General features: G+C 64.6%; 12 protein-coding genes. 11 read left to right on the top strand and 1 reads right to left on the bottom strand.

Features of this window, described 5'->3' with window-relative positions:
• Positions 1–49: 49 nt before the first annotated feature.
• A complete protein-coding gene (gene tssA / locus BFQ04_RS26095) occupies positions 50–1,069 on the bottom strand; it encodes a type VI secretion system protein TssA (RefSeq protein WP_065953260.1) in 1,020 nt (339 codons plus the stop codon).
• Between the two features lie 392 nt (positions 1,070–1,461).
• Between tssA and tagH the strand changes: the two genes are divergently transcribed.
• Genes tagH through BFQ04_RS26040 form a run of 11 tightly spaced genes read left to right on the top strand, consistent with a single transcriptional unit; the run spans position 1,462 to position 17,440 of the window.
• Positions 1,462–2,790 (top strand): type VI secretion system-associated FHA domain protein TagH, encoded by a 1,329-nt coding sequence (gene tagH / locus BFQ04_RS26090; protein ID WP_065953259.1) that lies wholly within the window; start codon positions 1,462–1,464, stop codon positions 2,788–2,790.
• Positions 2,791–2,846: 56 nt separating this feature from the next.
• Positions 2,847–3,356, top strand: a complete 510-nt coding sequence (gene tssJ, locus BFQ04_RS26085; RefSeq protein ID WP_065953258.1) for a type VI secretion system lipoprotein TssJ — start codon at positions 2,847–2,849, stop codon at positions 3,354–3,356.
• Positions 3,357–3,374: 18 nt separating this feature from the next.
• Positions 3,375–4,709, top strand: a complete 1,335-nt coding sequence (gene tssK / locus BFQ04_RS26080) for a type VI secretion system baseplate subunit TssK (protein ID WP_065953257.1) — start codon at positions 3,375–3,377, stop codon at positions 4,707–4,709.
• Positions 4,710–4,715: 6 nt separating this feature from the next.
• Positions 4,716–6,005: a DotU family type VI secretion system protein gene (locus BFQ04_RS26075; protein ID WP_065953256.1), complete on the top strand. Its 1,290-nt coding sequence runs from the start codon at positions 4,716–4,718 to the stop codon at positions 6,003–6,005.
• A complete protein-coding gene (gene tssM / locus BFQ04_RS26070) occupies positions 6,002–9,502 on the top strand; it encodes a type VI secretion system membrane subunit TssM (protein WP_065953255.1) in 3,501 nt (1,166 codons plus the stop codon). The genes BFQ04_RS26075 and tssM overlap by 4 nt, the downstream gene beginning before the upstream one ends.
• Entirely contained in the window at positions 9,499–10,152 is a 654-nt protein-coding gene (tagF, locus tag BFQ04_RS26065) for a type VI secretion system-associated protein TagF (RefSeq protein ID WP_065953254.1), read from the top strand. The genes tssM and tagF overlap by 4 nt, the downstream gene beginning before the upstream one ends.
• Positions 10,153–10,872, top strand: coding sequence for a PP2C family protein-serine/threonine phosphatase (locus tag BFQ04_RS26060; protein ID WP_065886928.1), 720 nt, complete (start codon positions 10,153–10,155; stop codon positions 10,870–10,872).
• Positions 10,869–13,847, top strand: coding sequence for a serine/threonine-protein kinase (locus tag BFQ04_RS26055; protein ID WP_065953253.1), 2,979 nt, complete (start codon positions 10,869–10,871; stop codon positions 13,845–13,847). Before BFQ04_RS26060 ends, BFQ04_RS26055 begins: the two co-directional genes overlap by 4 nt.
• The gene (locus BFQ04_RS26050; RefSeq protein WP_065953252.1) at positions 13,847–14,551 is read left to right on the top strand and encodes an ABC transporter ATP-binding protein; all 705 of its coding nucleotides are present in this window, start codon (positions 13,847–13,849) and stop codon (positions 14,549–14,551) included. The genes BFQ04_RS26055 and BFQ04_RS26050 overlap by 1 nt, the downstream gene beginning before the upstream one ends.
• Positions 14,551–15,735 carry an ABC transporter permease gene (locus BFQ04_RS26045; protein WP_065953251.1) on the top strand — a complete coding sequence of 395 codons (1,185 nt, stop codon included), beginning with the start codon at positions 14,551–14,553 and terminating at the stop codon, positions 15,733–15,735. The genes BFQ04_RS26050 and BFQ04_RS26045 overlap by 1 nt, the downstream gene beginning before the upstream one ends.
• Positions 15,728–17,440: a formylglycine-generating enzyme family protein gene (locus BFQ04_RS26040; RefSeq protein ID WP_065953250.1), complete on the top strand. Its 1,713-nt coding sequence runs from the start codon at positions 15,728–15,730 to the stop codon at positions 17,438–17,440. Before BFQ04_RS26045 ends, BFQ04_RS26040 begins: the two co-directional genes overlap by 8 nt.
• Positions 17,441–17,446 lie beyond the last annotated feature (6 nt).

Genomic DNA, 17,446 nt, shown 5'->3' with positions numbered 1-17,446 from the left:
TGCTCCTGGTCGCTTGAGCGACGGTGTTGTTACTGCACGGTCCGGCGGCTTACTCGCTGTCCGGGCCGCGCAGGTTTTCAAATTGGGACATGCCGTCGGGAATCAGATTGCGCACGATCGCCGCGAAATCGGCATGCACCAGATTCTTCGCACGGTTCAACAGCACCGGCAGCGGGCTTGAAGGCTCGTGCCGGGTGTAATACGCAAGGATTTTGTCGAGGCTGCGCAGCACATCGTCGCGGCTGGCGATATCGCCGACCGGACGCGGGGCAGCGGGGGCAGCGGCGTAGTCCACCGAGGGGGCATGGTCTTCATTGACCGCCTCGGGTTCGCTGCTGCTGTCGGCGCCGGGCACCGCTTGATTGAGCAATTGCAGGGCTTGCTTGAGCGGCTGCTTCAAGGCGCTGAGGTCCACGCCCTGGGCGGAACCGACCTGTTCGTTGACCTGTTGTTCGATGGCTTCGCAGGCGGCGCGCGCGGCAACCAGCGCATCGCGGGTGGCCTGCAAGTGCTCCGGGTCGCTGTCGAGGAACGCGGCGTTGAGTTGCTGCGCGCCGAGTTGTTCATCGGGGAAGCTCAACAGGCCGCTGGCGTTGAGCGCCGCGCGCAGAGTCACAGGGCCGAAGGTACGTGAGCGCGTGAGGATGCTCTCGCGCAGCAGGCGAATATTGGTGTCGCAGGTCAGGCCGGTGAGGGCGTTGATGCGCACGGTGGGATCGTTATCGTCGTCGGCATCCAGGCGTGGGTGCAGGTCGGCCCAGTAATCGCGCAGCAACGCATCGATCAGCGTCAGCGCTTCGGCCAGTCCGGCCACGCCCTGGAGGGCGAGGGTGCTTTGCAGCAGAAAGTGGGTGATGCGCAGGTCTTTGCTGCGCTGCAACAGGTCGAGGCTCTGTTGCTGGATGCTGCGCCACTCCGGCGGCTCGGCGGGCAGGATCGAGTCGCCCATGCTGCGCTCGGGCTGGCCCTTGGCATCACGTTCCAATTGCAGAAATTGCGCGTCATATTCCATGTCTTCGCCACAGGGCGAAGTCGCGGAAACGGCGGTGAGCAGCAACGGCACATCCACAGAATTCGATCTCCCTATCAGCCCGTTAGATGCCGGGCAATGCATGCATTAGTTGCGCGGTGAACTTTGCATGTTTTCTTGGTCATAGCCTCAGAATGCCACTATCGTGCCATCACTGATGTTCAAGAAGTTGTGCATTTTTGGTGTAGTACTTATGCCTTGTCAAGGTAAGCTATTCGCCCTCTGTGACAGATGTGCGGTGTTTAACAACCTGCGCGACTGATGGGTCGAACGCTGCGCCCGCAGAGGATTTTTGTCATGCAAGCCGGATAAGATCAGCGATCATGCTGGCAAATGCGGATTTGGAAGGTCGGTCCCACGACCTGGCGGCGATATTCAGGCAAGCGTAGGCCAGGTCTCGACTGCGCGCGATGTATCAGCAAGGAGGCAAGATGTCGCTGTGTTTGACTATCACTAGTTATCACAAGATTACCCCAGGGCAGTGCGCCGAAAAGTCCATGAACCAGGGCTCGATGGCGATCGGCCGCAGTTCGGAAAATGACTGGGTATTGCCCGACCCCGAACGCCTTGTCTCCTCGCAACATTGCGTTATTCAGTACAAAGATGGCCGTTATTATTTAACCGACAACAGTACCAACGGTGTGGAGTTGGTCAACGCCGGCATCCGGTTGCGCCGTGGTAACAGCGAGCCGCTGCAGGATGGGGAGTTGATTCGCATCGGCGATTACGAAATCCAGGCGCGCATCGACTTCAATGTGCAGGCCGTCGACAGCCAGCCGTTCGCCGGTGATTCGCCGAACAGCTTTGAGGCGTTGATGGGCGCGGTGGCGAGCCCGCCCGCGCCGACACCGATGATCGCGCCGCAGTTTCATGGCGCTTCGTCGATGGAGACCCTGCCGGACCTGTTCGATTTCCTCAGCCCCGCTGCCGTGCCACCGGCCACCGTGGCAGACCACGTGCCCTCCGAGCAACATGACTTCCGTGCGCCGGCTCCGGTTGCCGTGCCGGTGGCCGAACCCCCGGCGGTGGCCGGTGCGGTCATTCCCGAAGACTGGGACCTGCTTGGCGACGCGCCCGCGCCGCTCGCCCCTGTTGCGCCACCCCCCGCGCCGGTGATTGCGCCGCCGCCTGTGGTCGAGCCGGTTGCGCTCCCCGCTGACGACGCCCAGCCACAAGCCGATCTCTTGCAGGCTTTCCTGCGCGGTGCCGGCCTCGATCAGTTGCGTCTGGACCAGGCCGATGCCTGCGCCCAGATGGAAAGCATCGGCCGCAGTTACCGGCTGATGGTCGAAGGCCTGATCGACGTGTTGCGTGCCCGCGCCAGCCTCAAGGGCGAATTTCGCATGCAGCAGACCATGATCCGCCCCGCCGAAAACAATCCGTTGAAATTCGCTCCGAATGCCGACGAAGCGTTACTGCTGCTGCTTCGTCACGGCAACCCGGCCTTCATGGCGCCGGACGCTGCCGTGCGTGACAGCTTCGACGACCTGCGCGCGCACCAACTGGCCGTGATGGCAGGTGTGGAAGCAGCGCTCAAGCACTTGCTGCTGCGCTTTGAACCGGCGCAGCTGGAGGAACGCATGGGCAAGCCCGGCGGCCTCTCGAGTATTTTCAACGGCTCGCGCCAGGCCCAGTACTGGCAGCAATTCACCGAGCTCTACAACAATATTTCCCGCGAGGCCCAGGAAGATTTCCAGGACCTGTTCGGCCGCGAATTCAGCCGGGCCTACGAAGCGCACAGTGCACGACAGCGACGCTGAGCCGCGTCGCAGTGATGGATAAAACGGATAGCTAAACACGTCATTGAGGACGCAGGATGATTCCCAGGTTTTTACTTGCAGCCGCCACCGCGCTGCTGCTGACGGCGTGTGCCAAGGACGCGGCCAAGCCCGAAGCCGCCGCCGACGCTGAAGCGAACACTGCCGCCGTCGAGCTGCATTTTCATGCGATCGCCGGGCTCAACCCCGGCGCCAACGGCCAGGCCGCCCCGGTGCGGGTGCGTATTTTCGAGCTGAAAAACGCCGCGACGTTCGCGCGCTCCGATTACTTCGCCCTGGCTGACCGTGCGCAATCCACGCTTGGCCTGGACCTGCTGGACCAGGACGAAGTGGTGATCCAGCCCGGCCAACAGCTGAGCGTTCAGCGCGATCTCGACCCGGCCACCCGGCAGATCGGCCTGCTGGTGGGCTATCGCGAGCTGGACCGCGCGCAATGGCGCGCCGTTATCAACGTGCCGCCGCGCCAATACACCGAATATCAGATCAGCCTCGATGTGCGTGCCGTGCGCGCCGACGTCGTGGCTACCCCCTCCAGCCCAGCCCAATAACAAGCAATCGGAGCCCCCATGTCCTGGAACAATCGCGTGGTCTGGTCGGAAGGCATGTTCATCGGAACGCAGCACTTCCAGCAGCATGACCGTTACCTGGAAAACCTGATCGACGCCCGCAGCCGCCCGTTGTCTGCAGGTGCCTGGGGCTTTTCCGAGTTGCTGATCGACCAGGGCCTGCTCGCCCAGGGCAAGCTGGCAATCGTGTCGGCCCGTGGCCTGCTGCCTGACGGTACGCCGTTCAATATCCCCCAGGACGATCTGGCGCCGAGTCCGCTGAATATCGACGACAACCTGCGCGACGGTCTGGTGTACCTGGCCCTGCCGCTCAAGCGTGCCGGTGCGCGTGACACGGTGGACGAAGGTGAAGCCCTGGAGGCCGCGCGTTATGTGAGCCAGGTGCGTGAAGTGCGCGACGACAACGCGCCCTTCGAAAACCGCGCGCCGGTGGCTGTGGGCTCCAGGGCGTTGCGTTTGCTGACCGCCCAGGACGGCATCAGCGATTACGCCGCCATCGGGCTGGTGCGCATCAAGGAAAAGCGCGCCGACCGCGCACTGGTGCTCGACGACACGTACATCCCGCCGGTATTGGACGTGGTCGCGAGCAAGCCGCTGACGGCCTTTCGCAGCGAGCTGCTCGGCCTGCTGCACCAGCGTGGCGAAGCCCTGGCTGGCCGTGTGGTGGCGTCGGGCGCTGGCGGCGCATCGGAAATCGCCGACTTCATGCTGCTGCAACTGGTCAACCGCGCCCAGCCGTTGATTCAGCATTTGAGCCAGTTGAGCCCGCTGCACCCGGAGCGTTTCTTCAGTGAGCTGGTGAGCCTGGCCGGTGAGTTTTCGACATTCTCGACCTCTGGCCGCCGCCCCCAGGAATACCCGCAGTACCAGCACGACGACCTGGCCCTGAGCTTCGCCCCGGTGATGGCCGCCCTGCGTGAGGCGCTGTCGATGCTGATCGACAGCAAGGCCACGCCGATCCCGATTGTGGAGAAGGCCTACGGTATCCACGTGGCGATGCTGGCCGACAAGACCCTGCTCGACAATGCCAGCTTCATCCTCGTGGTACGTGCCGACGTGCCCGGCGAAACCCTGCGCGCGCGCTTCGGCCAGCAGAGCAAAGTCGGCTCGGTGGAGCACATCCGTGACATGGTCAACCTGCAATTGCCGGGCATCGGCCTGCTGCCATTGCCGGTGGCGCCACGCCAATTGCCCTACCACGCAGGCAGTACCTATTACGAGCTGGACCGGGGCAGCGAACACTGGCAGCAGTTGAGCAATTCCGGCGGTTTCGCCTTCCACATCGCCGGGCAGTTCCCGGGCTTGAACCTGGCCTTCTGGGCGATCCGAGGATAATCCGCGATGCATCCCAATGATGATGACCGCACACAGTTCATGCCGCGCCCGGGCGGCCGAGCACCCGAACCTGCGCGCGCGGAACCTGCACCTTTGTCGATGCCGGCCGCGCCGATGCTCACCGGCAAAAGCCAGGGCCTCAACCCGCTGGAAAGCGCCGCCGGCCCGTTGCTGGCCTTGCTGACGCGGTTGCGTAACACCCTTGCACACCCGGCGCCGGCCAGCCTGCGCGCGCAGTTATTGGCCTATCTGCGCCAGTTTGAAGAGCGCGCCGAAGCCGCCGGCGTGGCGCGCAACGAAGTGCTGCTGGCCCGTTACGCGCTGTGCACTGCCCTGGACGAAGCCGTGCTGAGTACGCCCTGGGGCAGCACCAGCGATTGGGGCAAACAGAGCTTGCTGATCACCGTGCACAACGAAGCCTGGGGCGGTGAAAAGGTCTTCCAGTTGCTCGACCACTGCCTGCAAAGCCCACGGGAGCGCCTGTACCTGCTGGAGCTGCTGTACCTGTGCATGTGCCTGGGTTTTGAAGGCCGCTACCGCGTGATGACCGACGGGCGCAGTCAATTGGAAGCCTTGCGCGAGCGCACTGCCGCGGCGATTCGCAATGCCCGTGGCGAACACGAGCGTGAGCTGTCGCCGCACTGGCGCGGCGTGACCGTGGCGCGCGATCGCCTGGCGCAATTCATGCCGCCGTGGATTGCGCTGGCGATCGGCCTGGCGCTGCTGCTGGCGTTGCTGTTTGGCCTGCGCATGAAGCTGGCCTCGGATGCCGAGCCGGTGTTCAAGAATATCCATGCCCTGGGCGAGATTCCGGTGCAAGCCATCGACCGTCCGGTGGCGCAACCGAAAGTGATCGAGCGGCCACGCCTGGCCGGCTTCCTGGCCGAAGACATCAAGGCCGGCCGCGTAGCCGTGGAAGACAAGGTGGACCGCTCTGTGGTGACGATTCGTGGCGATGAACTGTTTGCGTCCGCCAGTTCCAGCATCGTCGACGACTACCAGCCGTTGATGCTGCGCATTGCTGACGCCATCCGCAAGGTCAAGGGTCAGGTGCGTGTCACCGGCCACAGCGACAACCGCCCGATTGCCACCCTGCGCTTTCCGTCGAACTGGGCGCTGTCCGAAGCGCGGGCCAAGTCGGTGCTGGAGATCCTCGCGGCCAAGACCGGCCAGGCCGAGCGCTTCAGCGCCGAAGGCCGCAGCGACACCGAGCCGTTGGCCACCAACAGTACTGCCGAAGGCCGTGCCCGCAATCGTCGGGTTGAAATCACCGTATTGGCGGAGGGCGTCGAGTGAAGGCGTTTTTCAGTTTCATGATTCGCTGGGTGATCCCCGTGCTGGGGTTGATCGCCCTGAGCCTGATCATCTGGTTTGTCGGGCCGTTGCTCGACGTGCTGGTGCCCGAGGGACGCCGCTGGGCGCTGATCATCCTGGTGTTTGCACTGTGGATGGCCTACCGCGTGTTGCGCATCATCCAGGCGCGCCGCCAGGCCGCCGAAGTGATGCGCAGCCTGGCCGCCGAAACCCCGGCCGACCCCGATAGCGTCGCGACCGCCGAAGAGCTGTCGACCCTGCGCCAGCGCATGGACGAAGCCCTCACGCTGCTCAAGAAAGCCAAGCTCGGTGGCGACGAACGCCGCAATCTGTATGAGCTGCCGTGGTACGTGATCATCGGCCCGCCGGGTTCGGGCAAGACCACCGCACTGGTCAATTCCGGGCTGCACTTCCCCCTGGCTGCGCAATTGGGCGCGGGGGCGGTGCGCGGCGTCGGCGGCACGCGCAACTGCGACTGGTGGTTTACCGACCAGGCCGTACTGCTCGACACCGCCGGTCGCTACACCACCCAGGACAGCAACTCGACGGTGGATAAAGCCGCGTGGCTGGGCTTTCTCGACCTGCTGAAAAAGCAGCGCTCACGTCGGCCCATCGACGGTGCCTTCATTGCCATCAGCCTGTCGGACCTGCTGCTGGGCACCGATGCCGAGCGCGCCGCCCATGCCGCCGCGATTCGCCTGCGTATCCAGGAGCTGTACACCCAATTGGGCGTGCGTTTCCCGATCTACCTGATGCTGACCAAGCTCGACCTGGTGCCGGGCTTCATGGAGTTCTTCGACAACCTGAGCAAGGAAGAGCGCGCCCAGGTGTGGGGCATGACCTTTGCCCTGGACGACGGCAAGCATAGCGACAGCCCGTTGGCGCATCTGCAAAGCGAATTCGCCGGTCTGGAACAGCGTCTTAACGAACGCCTGGTGGAACGCCTGCAACAGGAACGCGACCCGGCGCGGCGCGACCTGATCTACGGTTTCCCGCAGCAGTTCGGCGCATTGAAGGACTGCCTGCAGAGCTTCCTCGAGGGCGTGTTCAAACCCAATGCCTTTGAAGAGCGTGCGCTGCTGCGCGGCGTGTACTTCACCAGCGGCACCCAGGAAGGCAGCCCGATTGACCGTCTGATCGGCGCCATGGCCCAGAGCATGAACCTGGACCGCCAACACTTGGCGCGCCAGAGCGGCACCGGGCGCAGTTACTTCATCGAAAAACTCTTCACCGCCGTGGCCTTTGCCGAACGTGGCCTGGTCGGGGTGAACCCGAAAGTCGAGCTCCGTCGCAAGTGGCTCGCCCGGGGTGTCCTCGCGGCCACGGTGGCCTTGGTGGTGGTGGTCAGCAGCCTGTGGTGGGTGAGTTATCGCGCCAACCAGGCGTATATCGCCCAAGTCGATCAGAAAGTCGCTCCCCTGGGCCAGACCGTGCAGAACCTGAGCCCGGCGCAGCGTGACGTATTGGCCGTGCTGCCTTTGCTCAACGCGGTGAAGCACCTGGCCGGCGATTCGCCAAGCTGGTCCGAAGGGCTGGGGCTGTACCAGGGCGACATGCTCGAAGCCGAATCCGCGAGCGTCTATCGCAAGTTGCTGATCGCGGTCTTCGCCCCGCGCCTGGTCACGCGCATCGAAGAACAACTGCACGGCGGCGGCAACTCGGACTTCCTCTACGAAGGCCTCAAGGCCTATCTGATGCTGGCCGACAATGAGCATTACGACCCGGACTTCATCAAGGCCTGGATCGCCCTCGACTGGGACCGCAACCTGCCACGCGACCTGCCGGCCGATCAGCGCCAGGCCTTGACCGGGCACTTGCAGGCACTGTTTGACCGTCACCCACCGACTGCGCGTCTTGACCCACGCCTGATCGACGACCTGCGCCGCCAATTGCAACAATTGCCGGTGGCCCAGCGTGTCTACGACCGGGTCAAGCGCCAGAAACTGCCTGAAGGTATTGCGGACTTTCGCCTCAACGAAGCGGCCGGCCGTGATGCCGCGCTGGTGTTCAGTCGCAAGAGCGGCAAGCCGTTGGGCGAGCCGTTGAGTGGTTTCTTCACCGCCAAGGGCTATCGCCAGGCGTTTTTGTTGAGCAGCCTGAACCAGACTGGCACCCTGGCTGAAGAGCAATGGGTCCTGGGCCAGGAACAGGCCGACCAGCAGAACGTGGTGAGCCTGGCCGCCGATGTGCGCCGCCTGTATTTCCAGGACTATCAGCGCCAGTGGGACGCGTTGCTCGCCGACATCGACTTTGTGCCGATCACCAGCGTGGCCCAGGCCGCCGACGTGCTGCGGGTTATCTCGGGGCCGACCTCACCGCTGAAAAAGCTGCTGGTGGCGGTGGCCAGGGAAACCGACCTGCAGGCCGAAGAGCGTCAACTGGCCGCCAAGGGTGTGCCGGTGGAAGGCGGTGTCGACAAGCTCAAGGAGCGCTTGGGCAGCTTGCTCGGCCAGGAACAACCCACGGCGAATGCGCCGGTGGCTGCGGATGATCCAGTCACCGCGCACTTTGCCGAACTCAACAGCATCGTCAGTAAAAACGAAGGCGAGCCGGCGGCCATCGACAGCCTGCTCTCGGACATGAATGCGCTGTATGTGCAGGTCAGCGCCATGGTGGGTGCCAGCGGCGATGCGCTGCTCGGCGAAGCCAAGAACCAGGCGGCGGCTGCGGCCACGCGGGTCAGCCTGAATGCCGAGCGCCAACCGCCGCTGGTGCAGGGCATGGTCAAGTCGGTGGTCAATTCCACCACCAACAGCATGATGGGCGGGGTGCGTAACCAGTTGAACGCGGCCTGGGTCAGCGAAGTGGTCAACGTGTATCGCCAGTCCCTGGCCGGACGCTATCCGATGTCGCCCGGCAGTGCGCGGGACGCGACCCTGGATGACTTCGGCCAGTTCTTCGGCGTCGGCGGGGTGATGGATAACTACTTCCGTAAGTACCTGCAGCCCTATGTGGATACCTCGGCGCAGACCTGGCGCTGGCAGCCGGGCGCGGCGCAGAAGCTCGGTATCGCGCCGGGCGTGCTGCAGACCTTCCAGCGCGCGGCGGCTATTCGCGATGCGTTCTTCAGGTCCGGGGGCACGCAACCTGTGGTGCGCTTCGAACTCAAGCCGGTGTCGATGGACCCGACCATCACCCAGTTCCTGCTGGACCTCGACGGCCAGCAACTGAGCTATGACCACGGCCCGAGCCGCCCGGTGGCGATGCAATGGCCGAACCCCGGCAGCATTGGCGTGGTGCGTATTTCCATCATGCCGCCCTCGGCCAGCGGGCGTTCCGGTGTGACGCTGGACGGCCCGTGGGCCTGGTTCCGCCTGCTGGAGCAATCGGACCTGACCGCCGGCAACTCGCCGGACCGCTTCAACCTGCGCCTGCGGGTCGACGGCGCGAGCATCGCTTACGAATTGCGCGCCAACAGCGCCTTCAACCCGTTCAAGAGCCGCGTGCTCAGCGGCTTCAGCTTGCCGGAGCGGCTATGACGACGCTGGGTTTCTACGGCAAGTTGGCCAGTCGTGGTGATTTTGTCAGCCGCGCCTTGCCCCAGAGCTTTATCGGCCCCTGGGACAGCTGGCTGGCGGCGGGGCTGCTCGCCAGCCAGAACAGCCTGGGCGGCGGCTGGCTCAACGCTTACCTGGTCAGCCCGCTGTGGCGCTTTGTCTTGGCGCCCGGGGTGTGCGGACCGGATGCGGCGGCGGGTGTGGTGATGCCGAGTATCGATCGGGTCGGGCGGTATTTTCCGCTGGCCGTGGTGGTGTTGCTCGATCACGACACCAACCCCGCCTCCCTGGTGGGCGGGCCGGATGGGTGGTTCGAGCAGGCCGAGGAGCTGCTGCTCGGCACCCTGGACAGCGGCGCAACGTTTGAAGGTTTCAGCGCTGGCCTCGACCGCCTTGGCGTGCCGACGACTGAGCCGCGTGCGCTCGACAGCCGCTTCGCCGGCCTGCAACGCGTGGCCGCCACCGTGCCCCACGGGCGCATGACGGCGCTGGCCGAACAAGCCTGCGAAGGTGCCAGCCTGTGGTGGGGACGCGGTTCGCAGCGTATTTCTCCCGGTTTATTACGGTGTCAGGGCTTGCCTGCCGCCAGCGATTTTGCGCAGTTTCTGCTCGGACAAGAAGGTGTGGTGTAGATGGGGGCGACTTACAAATCCGCGAGCAAAAGCCATGTGGGCATGGTCCGCCAGGTCAACGAAGATGCTTGCCTGGAGCTGCCGGAGAACCGCCTGTGGGTGGTGGCCGATGGCATGGGCGGGCACGCGGCGGGGGATTACGTCAGCAGCCTGATCGTCGACAGCTTGCGCGCTGTACCGGTGGGGCGCTCCCTCGACGAATACGCGGCCGCCTTGCGCAACGACCTGATTCGCATCAACGCGGCGGTACGCGAAGAAACCGCCAACCGTGGCGTGACCATGATGGGCAGCACCGTGGTGGTGCTGGCCGCACGCGGCTTGCGTGGGGTGTGCCTGTGGGCCGGCGACAGTCGCCTGTACCGCCTGCGCGACGGTGAGCTGGAAAGCCTCTCCCGCGATCACAGCTATGTGCAGGACCTGCAAGACAGCGGCCTGCTCAGCGAAGCCGATGCCCGCGTGCACCCACGCGCCAATATCGTCACCCGCGCGGTGGGCGTGGAAGCGCAACTGAACGTGGCCTCGGTGGAGCTGTTGATCGCCCCCGGCGACAGCTACCTGCTGTGCAGCGACGGCCTGACCAAGACCGTCGAGGATCATGAGATTGGCGAAGTGCTCGGCCATGACGCGCCGGATGAAATCGTGCGCAGCCTGGTCCACCTGGGGCTCAATCGCGGCGCGCCGGACAACATCACCACGATCGTCGTGAAGGTCTCGTCATGATCATCGAGATCCCGGGCTATGCCATCGAAGGCGAAATCGGCGAAGGCGCCATGGCCAACGTCTACCTGGCGACCCAGCGCTCGCTGGAACGCAAGGTGGCGTTGAAGGTGATGGCGGCGGCCCTGGCGGCCGACCCGACGTTCTGCGAACGCTTCCTGCGCGAGGGCAAGACCCTGGCGCGCCTGTCGCACCCGCACACGGTGACCATTCATGACATCGGCAATGTCGGTGAAATGTATTACATGGCCATGGAGTACCTGCCCAACGGTACGCTCAAAGAGCGCATTGCCGCCGGGCTGACCCCGGAGCAGGGCGTGACGCTGATCCGCCAGATTGCCTCGGCGCTCGGTTATGCCCATGCACAGGGGCTGGTACACCGCGATGTGAAACCGGCAAACATCCTGTTCCGCGCCGATGGCACGGCGGTGTTGTCGGACTTCGGTATCGCCAAGTCCCTGGACGACCGCACCCAGTTCACCCAGGCCGGCTTCGCCGTGGGCACGCCGAGCTACATGAGCCCGGAACAGGCACGCGGCCAGGAGATCGACGGCCGCGCCGACCTGTATGCGCTGGGCGTGGTGCTGTACGAAATCCTGGTCGGCGAGCTGCCGTACCGCGGAACCGATGCGCTTTCGACGGCGCTCGCGCACCTGACTGAGCCGTTGCCGGAATTGCCGGTGCACCACGGCCGTTACCAGGAGGTGCTGCGCAAGTTGTTGGCCAAGGATCCGGCGGAGCGTTTCGCGGATGCCGACGCATTACTGCTGGCCCTGGACAACCTGCCGGCGGAGTCGCCGGAGGCTACCCTGGTGCGGCCGCTGCCGATTCCACTGAGTTTTGACCTGGCGGGCATGACCCCTGTCACCGTCGACATACCCACCGACAAACCGCAGCCGCAGCCGATAGTGCGCCAACCGGTCGTGACGCCAACGCAGCACAACGCCCCGTCCGAACAGCGCCGTGGGCCGGTGCTGGCATTGGCCGCGGTGGCGGTTGCGGTGGCACTGGCCATCGGTGGTGCCAGCTATTGGTGGCTGAGCGGTAGCGATGAGCCTGCCCAACCGCCGGCTGCCGTGGTTCCCAAGGTGACGCCGCCCGTAGCCGTCGCTGAAGTGGACGGTGGTCAACGACCGTTGCTGATGGCGGGCAAGAAAACGCTGTTCCAGCGCGTGCTCAGCAAGCCCGGCGCCAAGCTTTCCAACGAGGCGGGCAGCGCGCCGGGCGAGGCGCTACCCGCGTTTTCCGTGCTCTACGTGTACCAGCGCAAAGATATCGACGGCAGCCCTTGGGTGCGTGTCGGCGCCGCTACCGACGGGCGCAGCGACGGTTGGTTGCCCGCCTCCCAAGTCAGTGACTGGAAACAAAGCCTGGTGCTCAAGTTCACCGAACGCTCGGGGCGTGCGCCAGTGATGTTCCTGCGTCAGTCCGGCGAGGTGGAAAAACTGTTGGGCGATCCGGCTGCGGCGAAAAGTGCGTTGGCCAAGGCGCAAAGTAACCGTGAGGACAACCAGCAAGTCCTGGCCCTGGAACCCACCGCCAGCGCGGTGCCGCAAGACCAGTTCTACCTGTTGCCGATTTTTGATTCCAAAGAGAGCTTCGACGAAAACGGCCAACCGGTGCAGTTGCTCAACGTGGCGTCCATCGACCCTGGCAGCAGCGCGGTCGCCAAGCCTTCGGCGCCCGCGCTCAGTGCCCATGCCGACGCCTTCCGTACCGCTGTGGTGCTGGTGGTCGACACCACTGTGTCGATGCAGCCCTATATCGATCAAGTGCGCGACGTGGTGCACGAGCTGCAAACCCGCATCGCCGAGCGCGGCGAGCTGGACAGCGTCAGCTTCGGCCTGGTGGGCTTTCGCAACAGCATCAAGAAAACCCCCGGCCTGGAATACGTGGCCAAAACCCTGATCACCCTTGATCAGGGCCGCGATCCGCAGCGTTTCCTCGACATGGCGCGGCAGGTCAAGGCCTCGACGGTGTCCAGCCACTCGTTCAACGAAGACGCGTTTGCCGGCGTGATGCAGGCGGTGGACGGCATGGACTGGTCCGGCTACGGCGGGCGCATCATCCTGCTGGTCTCCGATGCCGGTGCGCTGCGCAAGAACGACCCGTTCGCCGCCACCCAGATGAACGAAGCCGAAGTGCGCCAGGCGGCGCTGGGCAAGCAGATCAAGATCTACGCGTTGCATCTGCGCACCGATGCCGGCAAGAAAACCCATGCCGGCGCCGAGAGTCAGTATCGCGTCCTGACCGCCGACGCCAACCCGCAGATCGGCGACCTGTACACGCCGGTGCCGGGCGGCGATGTACGCAAGCTGGGTGAGCGTGTCGATGAGATCGGCACGGTGTTCGCCAACCTCGTGCATCAGGTGCGCAGCAACACGCCGCAGCCAGTGCCTTTGCTCAGTGCCGCGCCGAGCCTGGCGGACAAATCCGCAGCCGTCGGCTATGCCATGCACATGGACTTCCTCGGCCGTAAAACCGCAAGCCAGGCACCGCAACTGGTCAGCGCCTGGACCGCCGACCGCGACCTGACCAACCCGGCGCTGCCGGCGTTCCAGGTGTGCGTGATGCTGACCAAATTGCAGCTGAACGACTTGCAGCAGTCGCTGAAATTAATCGTCGATGCGGCGCGCAAGACCCAAAGCTCGCCCAAGGACTTCTTCCAGGAAATTGCCAGCGCGTCGGCCTACATGAGCCGTGACCCGCAAGCCCTGCGCAAGGGCGGCAACCTGGCCGACGGCGGCCTGTTGGGCGAGTACCTGGAGGGGCTGCCGTATCGCAGCAAATCGCTGAACATGACCCAGGACCTGTGGTTGTCGTTGAGCGTGGCCGAGCAGGAAGATTTTATCGACGAGCTGGATTCGAAAATCCGTCTCTACGAGACCTTCCACAATGACCTGGCCAACTGGGTGCGGTTCGGCGATGCCGAGCCGGGCGATGCGTTGTACCGCGTGCCGTTGTCGACGTTGCCGTGATGCTGAGCCTGAACGCGGTGCACAAGAGCCGGGGCGTCGGCAGCCAGCGCTACAGCCTGGTGATTCCGGCGCTGCACGTGCGTGCGGGTGAGCAGTTGGCGATTGTCGGGCCCAGCGGCTGCGGCAAAAGCACCTTGCTGGATATGCTCGCACTGGTGCTGGCGCCGGACCGGATCGGGCAGTTCGAACTCAACCAGGTCGACATCGATGGGCTGTGGCGCGCGGACCGGCAGACCGACCTGGCCCGATTGCGCAGCCGGCATCTGGGCTATGTGCTGCAAACCGGCGGGCTGCTCGAATTTCTCGATGTACGCGGCAATATTGCCTTGTCCCGGCAGTTGCTGGGTTTGAAGGACGACGGCAGCGTGGCGCGCCTGGCCGAGCAGCTGCAAATCAGCGATCAACTGGACAAGCGTCCGGCGGCGCTGTCGGTGGGCCAGCGCCAACGCGTGAGCTGCGCCCGCGCCCTGGCCCATGCACCGCAACTGGTGTTGGCCGATGAGCCGACGGCGTCCCTCGACCCGCTCAATGCCGAGCGCGTGATGCAGGCACTGCTGGCCCAGGCCCGTGAACACCGCGCCGCCTGTGTGATCGCCACGCATGATGAACCCTTGGCCCGCGCCAGCGGCTTGCAGGTGCACCGCATCGGTTGCCGACGCGATGCCGACGGCGGTGTCACGGCCACGCTCGGGGAGGCCTGCTGATGCGCATCGGTCTGGTTGCGTCGCTTGCCTGGCAGGACTACCGCAACGATGCGTGGCTGTCGGCCTGCTCGGTGCTGGCACTGGTGGCGGTCATCGCGCCGTTGCTGGTGTTATTTGGCCTGAAATTTGGACTGGTTGGCAGTTTGACCCAACGCCTGGAGACCGACCCCGCTACCCGTGAAATTATTCCGTTGGGCGGCGGTCGATTCAGCAGCGCTTTCGTCGAGCAGCTTGGCCAGCGCAGCGATGTGGCGTTTGCCATACCGCGTACGCGGCAGATTGCGGCGACCGCGCAGGTGGGCGCCTTGGTCCTGGAAATGCTGCCGACCGCGCCGGGCGACCCGCTGCTGGTCGGCTTGCCGATACCTGAGGGTCTGGACCAGATCGTGCTCAGCCATACCGCCGCCGAGAAGCTCGCGGCGCGGCCCGGCGACTGGCTGGAGACGCGCTTTGCGCGGCAACTGGCCGGGCGCGTCGAGGCCCAGCGAGCGCGGTTGCAGGTGCGGGCGGTATTGCCGTTGGAGGCTTTCGCGCGTGACGGGCTGTTTGCGGATCTGGCGTTGCTGGAGGCGGTGGAAGATTATCGCGATGGCCGCGCAGTGCCGGCGTTGGGATGGGAGGGTGACGCCGTGGCGGTGGGCGAGCAGCGGGTGTACCCGGCGTTTCGTTTGTATGCGCGCGGACTCACCGACGTGGAACCGCTGCGCCTCTATTTCGCCGGGCAGAATCTGCCGGTGTCGACCCAGGCACCGACCATCGCCCAGGTGCAGTCGTTGAGTCGCAACCTGTCGATCGTATTCTGGATCATCTGCGGGTTGGCCCTGGCCGGTGCGTTTGCCGCGACCTTCGCCGGCGCGTTGGCTGCGGTGGCGCGTAAGCGACGGGAGTTGTCAGTGTTGCGCCTGCTGGGATTTTCCACCGCGGCGCTGTTGCTGTTCGTGGTGCTGCAGGCGCTGTACAGCGCGAGTATTGCCGCGGTGCTCAGTGCCGGGCTGTATGGGCTGGCCGAAGCGGGTTTGAACCGATTATTCGTGCAGGTGCCGGGCGAATACGCCAGCCATCTGTTGGCGCGTCACTACGGCCTGGCCCTGGCTGCCGTGCTCGGCGTCAGCGCCGTGGCGGCGGCGTGTGGGGGTTGGCGAGTGGCGCGTATCCAGTCTTGCGAAGGAATCAGAGATGTTTAAGTTACTGGGCGCCTGTGTGGCGCTGAGCCTGGCCTCACTGGCCTGGGCCGATGAAGCAAGCGACAAGCTCGACAACCCCAAGCCGTTGCCGGACGACGTGAGCCTGCCGCTGCCGTGCGAAGGCCAGATGGTGTTTCGCTACGCCTACGTGTTGGCCCAGGGCACCCTGGACGACCGCGAAGTCAGCCTCGGCTATCCCTTTGCCGAAGGCGAGGCGGGCTACCAGCAGTCGTTTATTTCCGGCTATCGCCGCGACTTCATCAACGGCCAGTTCACCCTCAAGGATCTGCCGAAAGACTGGAACAAGATCATCGCGCCGCTGATGCCGAAAACCGACGCCAAAACCCCGCTCAAGCCGATGCTGTACTTCATCGGCAAGTACGAAGTGACGGCCCGCCAGTACGCCCAAGTGATGTCCCAGGCGCAGTCCCTGGCCAGCGGCGAACCGGCTCCGGCCTGCGATGCGCCTGAGGGGATGGCCGGGCGTTTGCCTAAAGTGAAATTGTCGCGTTTCGAGGCCGAGCGTTTCTCGGCGGTGTACAGCGCCTGGCTGATGAAATACCACCGCGAGTTGCTGCCGGTGAGCGGCCGCGGTGCCTCGGCCGAAGACGGCGGCCTGGGCTTTGTGCGCCTGCCCACCGAAGTCGAATGGGAGTACGCCGCGCGCGGTGGCCAGGCGGTGAGTCGTCAGGATTTGGAAGGGCGCCTGTTTCCACGCCGCATCGAGGGCAGTGAAAACGACGGACCCCTGGGCGACTACGCGGTGTTCAATCAAGTTGCGGGAGGCACCGGACAGGCGGCGCGGTTGATGCCCATCGGCACCAAATTGCCCAACCCGATCGGTATGTTCGATGTAATCGGCAACGCTGCGGAAATGGTTCAGGAATCCTTCCAGCTGGTGCACGCAGGGCGCCGCCAGGGCACTTATGGCGGCTTCGTGGTCAAGGGCGGCAATTACCTGGAGGGCGAAGGCACGTTGTTTACCGGCATGCGCCGCGAGTACCCGCTGTTTGGCGCCGATGGCACCGAGCAAAGCAACGAGACCACCGGCTTTCGCGTGGCGATTGGCGCGCTGTCGGCGCCGCGCTCGCGCTACAAGGAACTGTTCGCCCAGTGGCAGAAAGAAGGACGCCTCGCCTCGCTGACCGACGCCATCGACGACGCTCAGGACCCGACCAAGCGCCTGGACAGCATCATCGCCGCCAGCGTTGATCCCAAGCTGCAAGCCGAACTGGGGCTGGTCAACGAAGAACTCAAGCGCAACGTTTCGCTGATCGCCCAGCAACGCGAAGAAGCGGCGGGCAACCTGATCCAGTCTGCAGCGTTGGTGGCCGAGACCATCAGCAACTACAACATCCGCCTGGCCAACCTGCAGAAGAGCCGCCAGCAGGCTGTGGATAACAAGGACACGGCCAGCGCGCAGTTATTCGACATGGCCATTGCCAACGGGCGCAGCGCGCTGGATGGCGCGGTGGCGATTTATATCGATAACCTGGCCACCGGTACGCGCTATACCGATGCGGTGATCCAGGCCCAGTTTCAACGGATCAAGGAAGAGTTGGATCGCAAGCCGGTGCTCGGCAAGAGCCTGGTGACGCGCGCAACACTGTTCGTTCGCCATGTCGGCAACTACCGCAAGCAACAGCGGGCCGACCCGGCAACGATCTTGAAGGAATTGCTCGCAGCGAGCGGTCAGCGGTCTTGATCGTTG

It is taken from the genome of Pseudomonas sp. 37 R 15 (assembly GCF_900004865.1).
GTDB lineage: Bacteria > Pseudomonadota > Gammaproteobacteria > Pseudomonadales > Pseudomonadaceae > Aquipseudomonas > Aquipseudomonas fluorescens_AM.
This window is presented reverse-complemented; position numbering and strand designations above follow the sequence as displayed.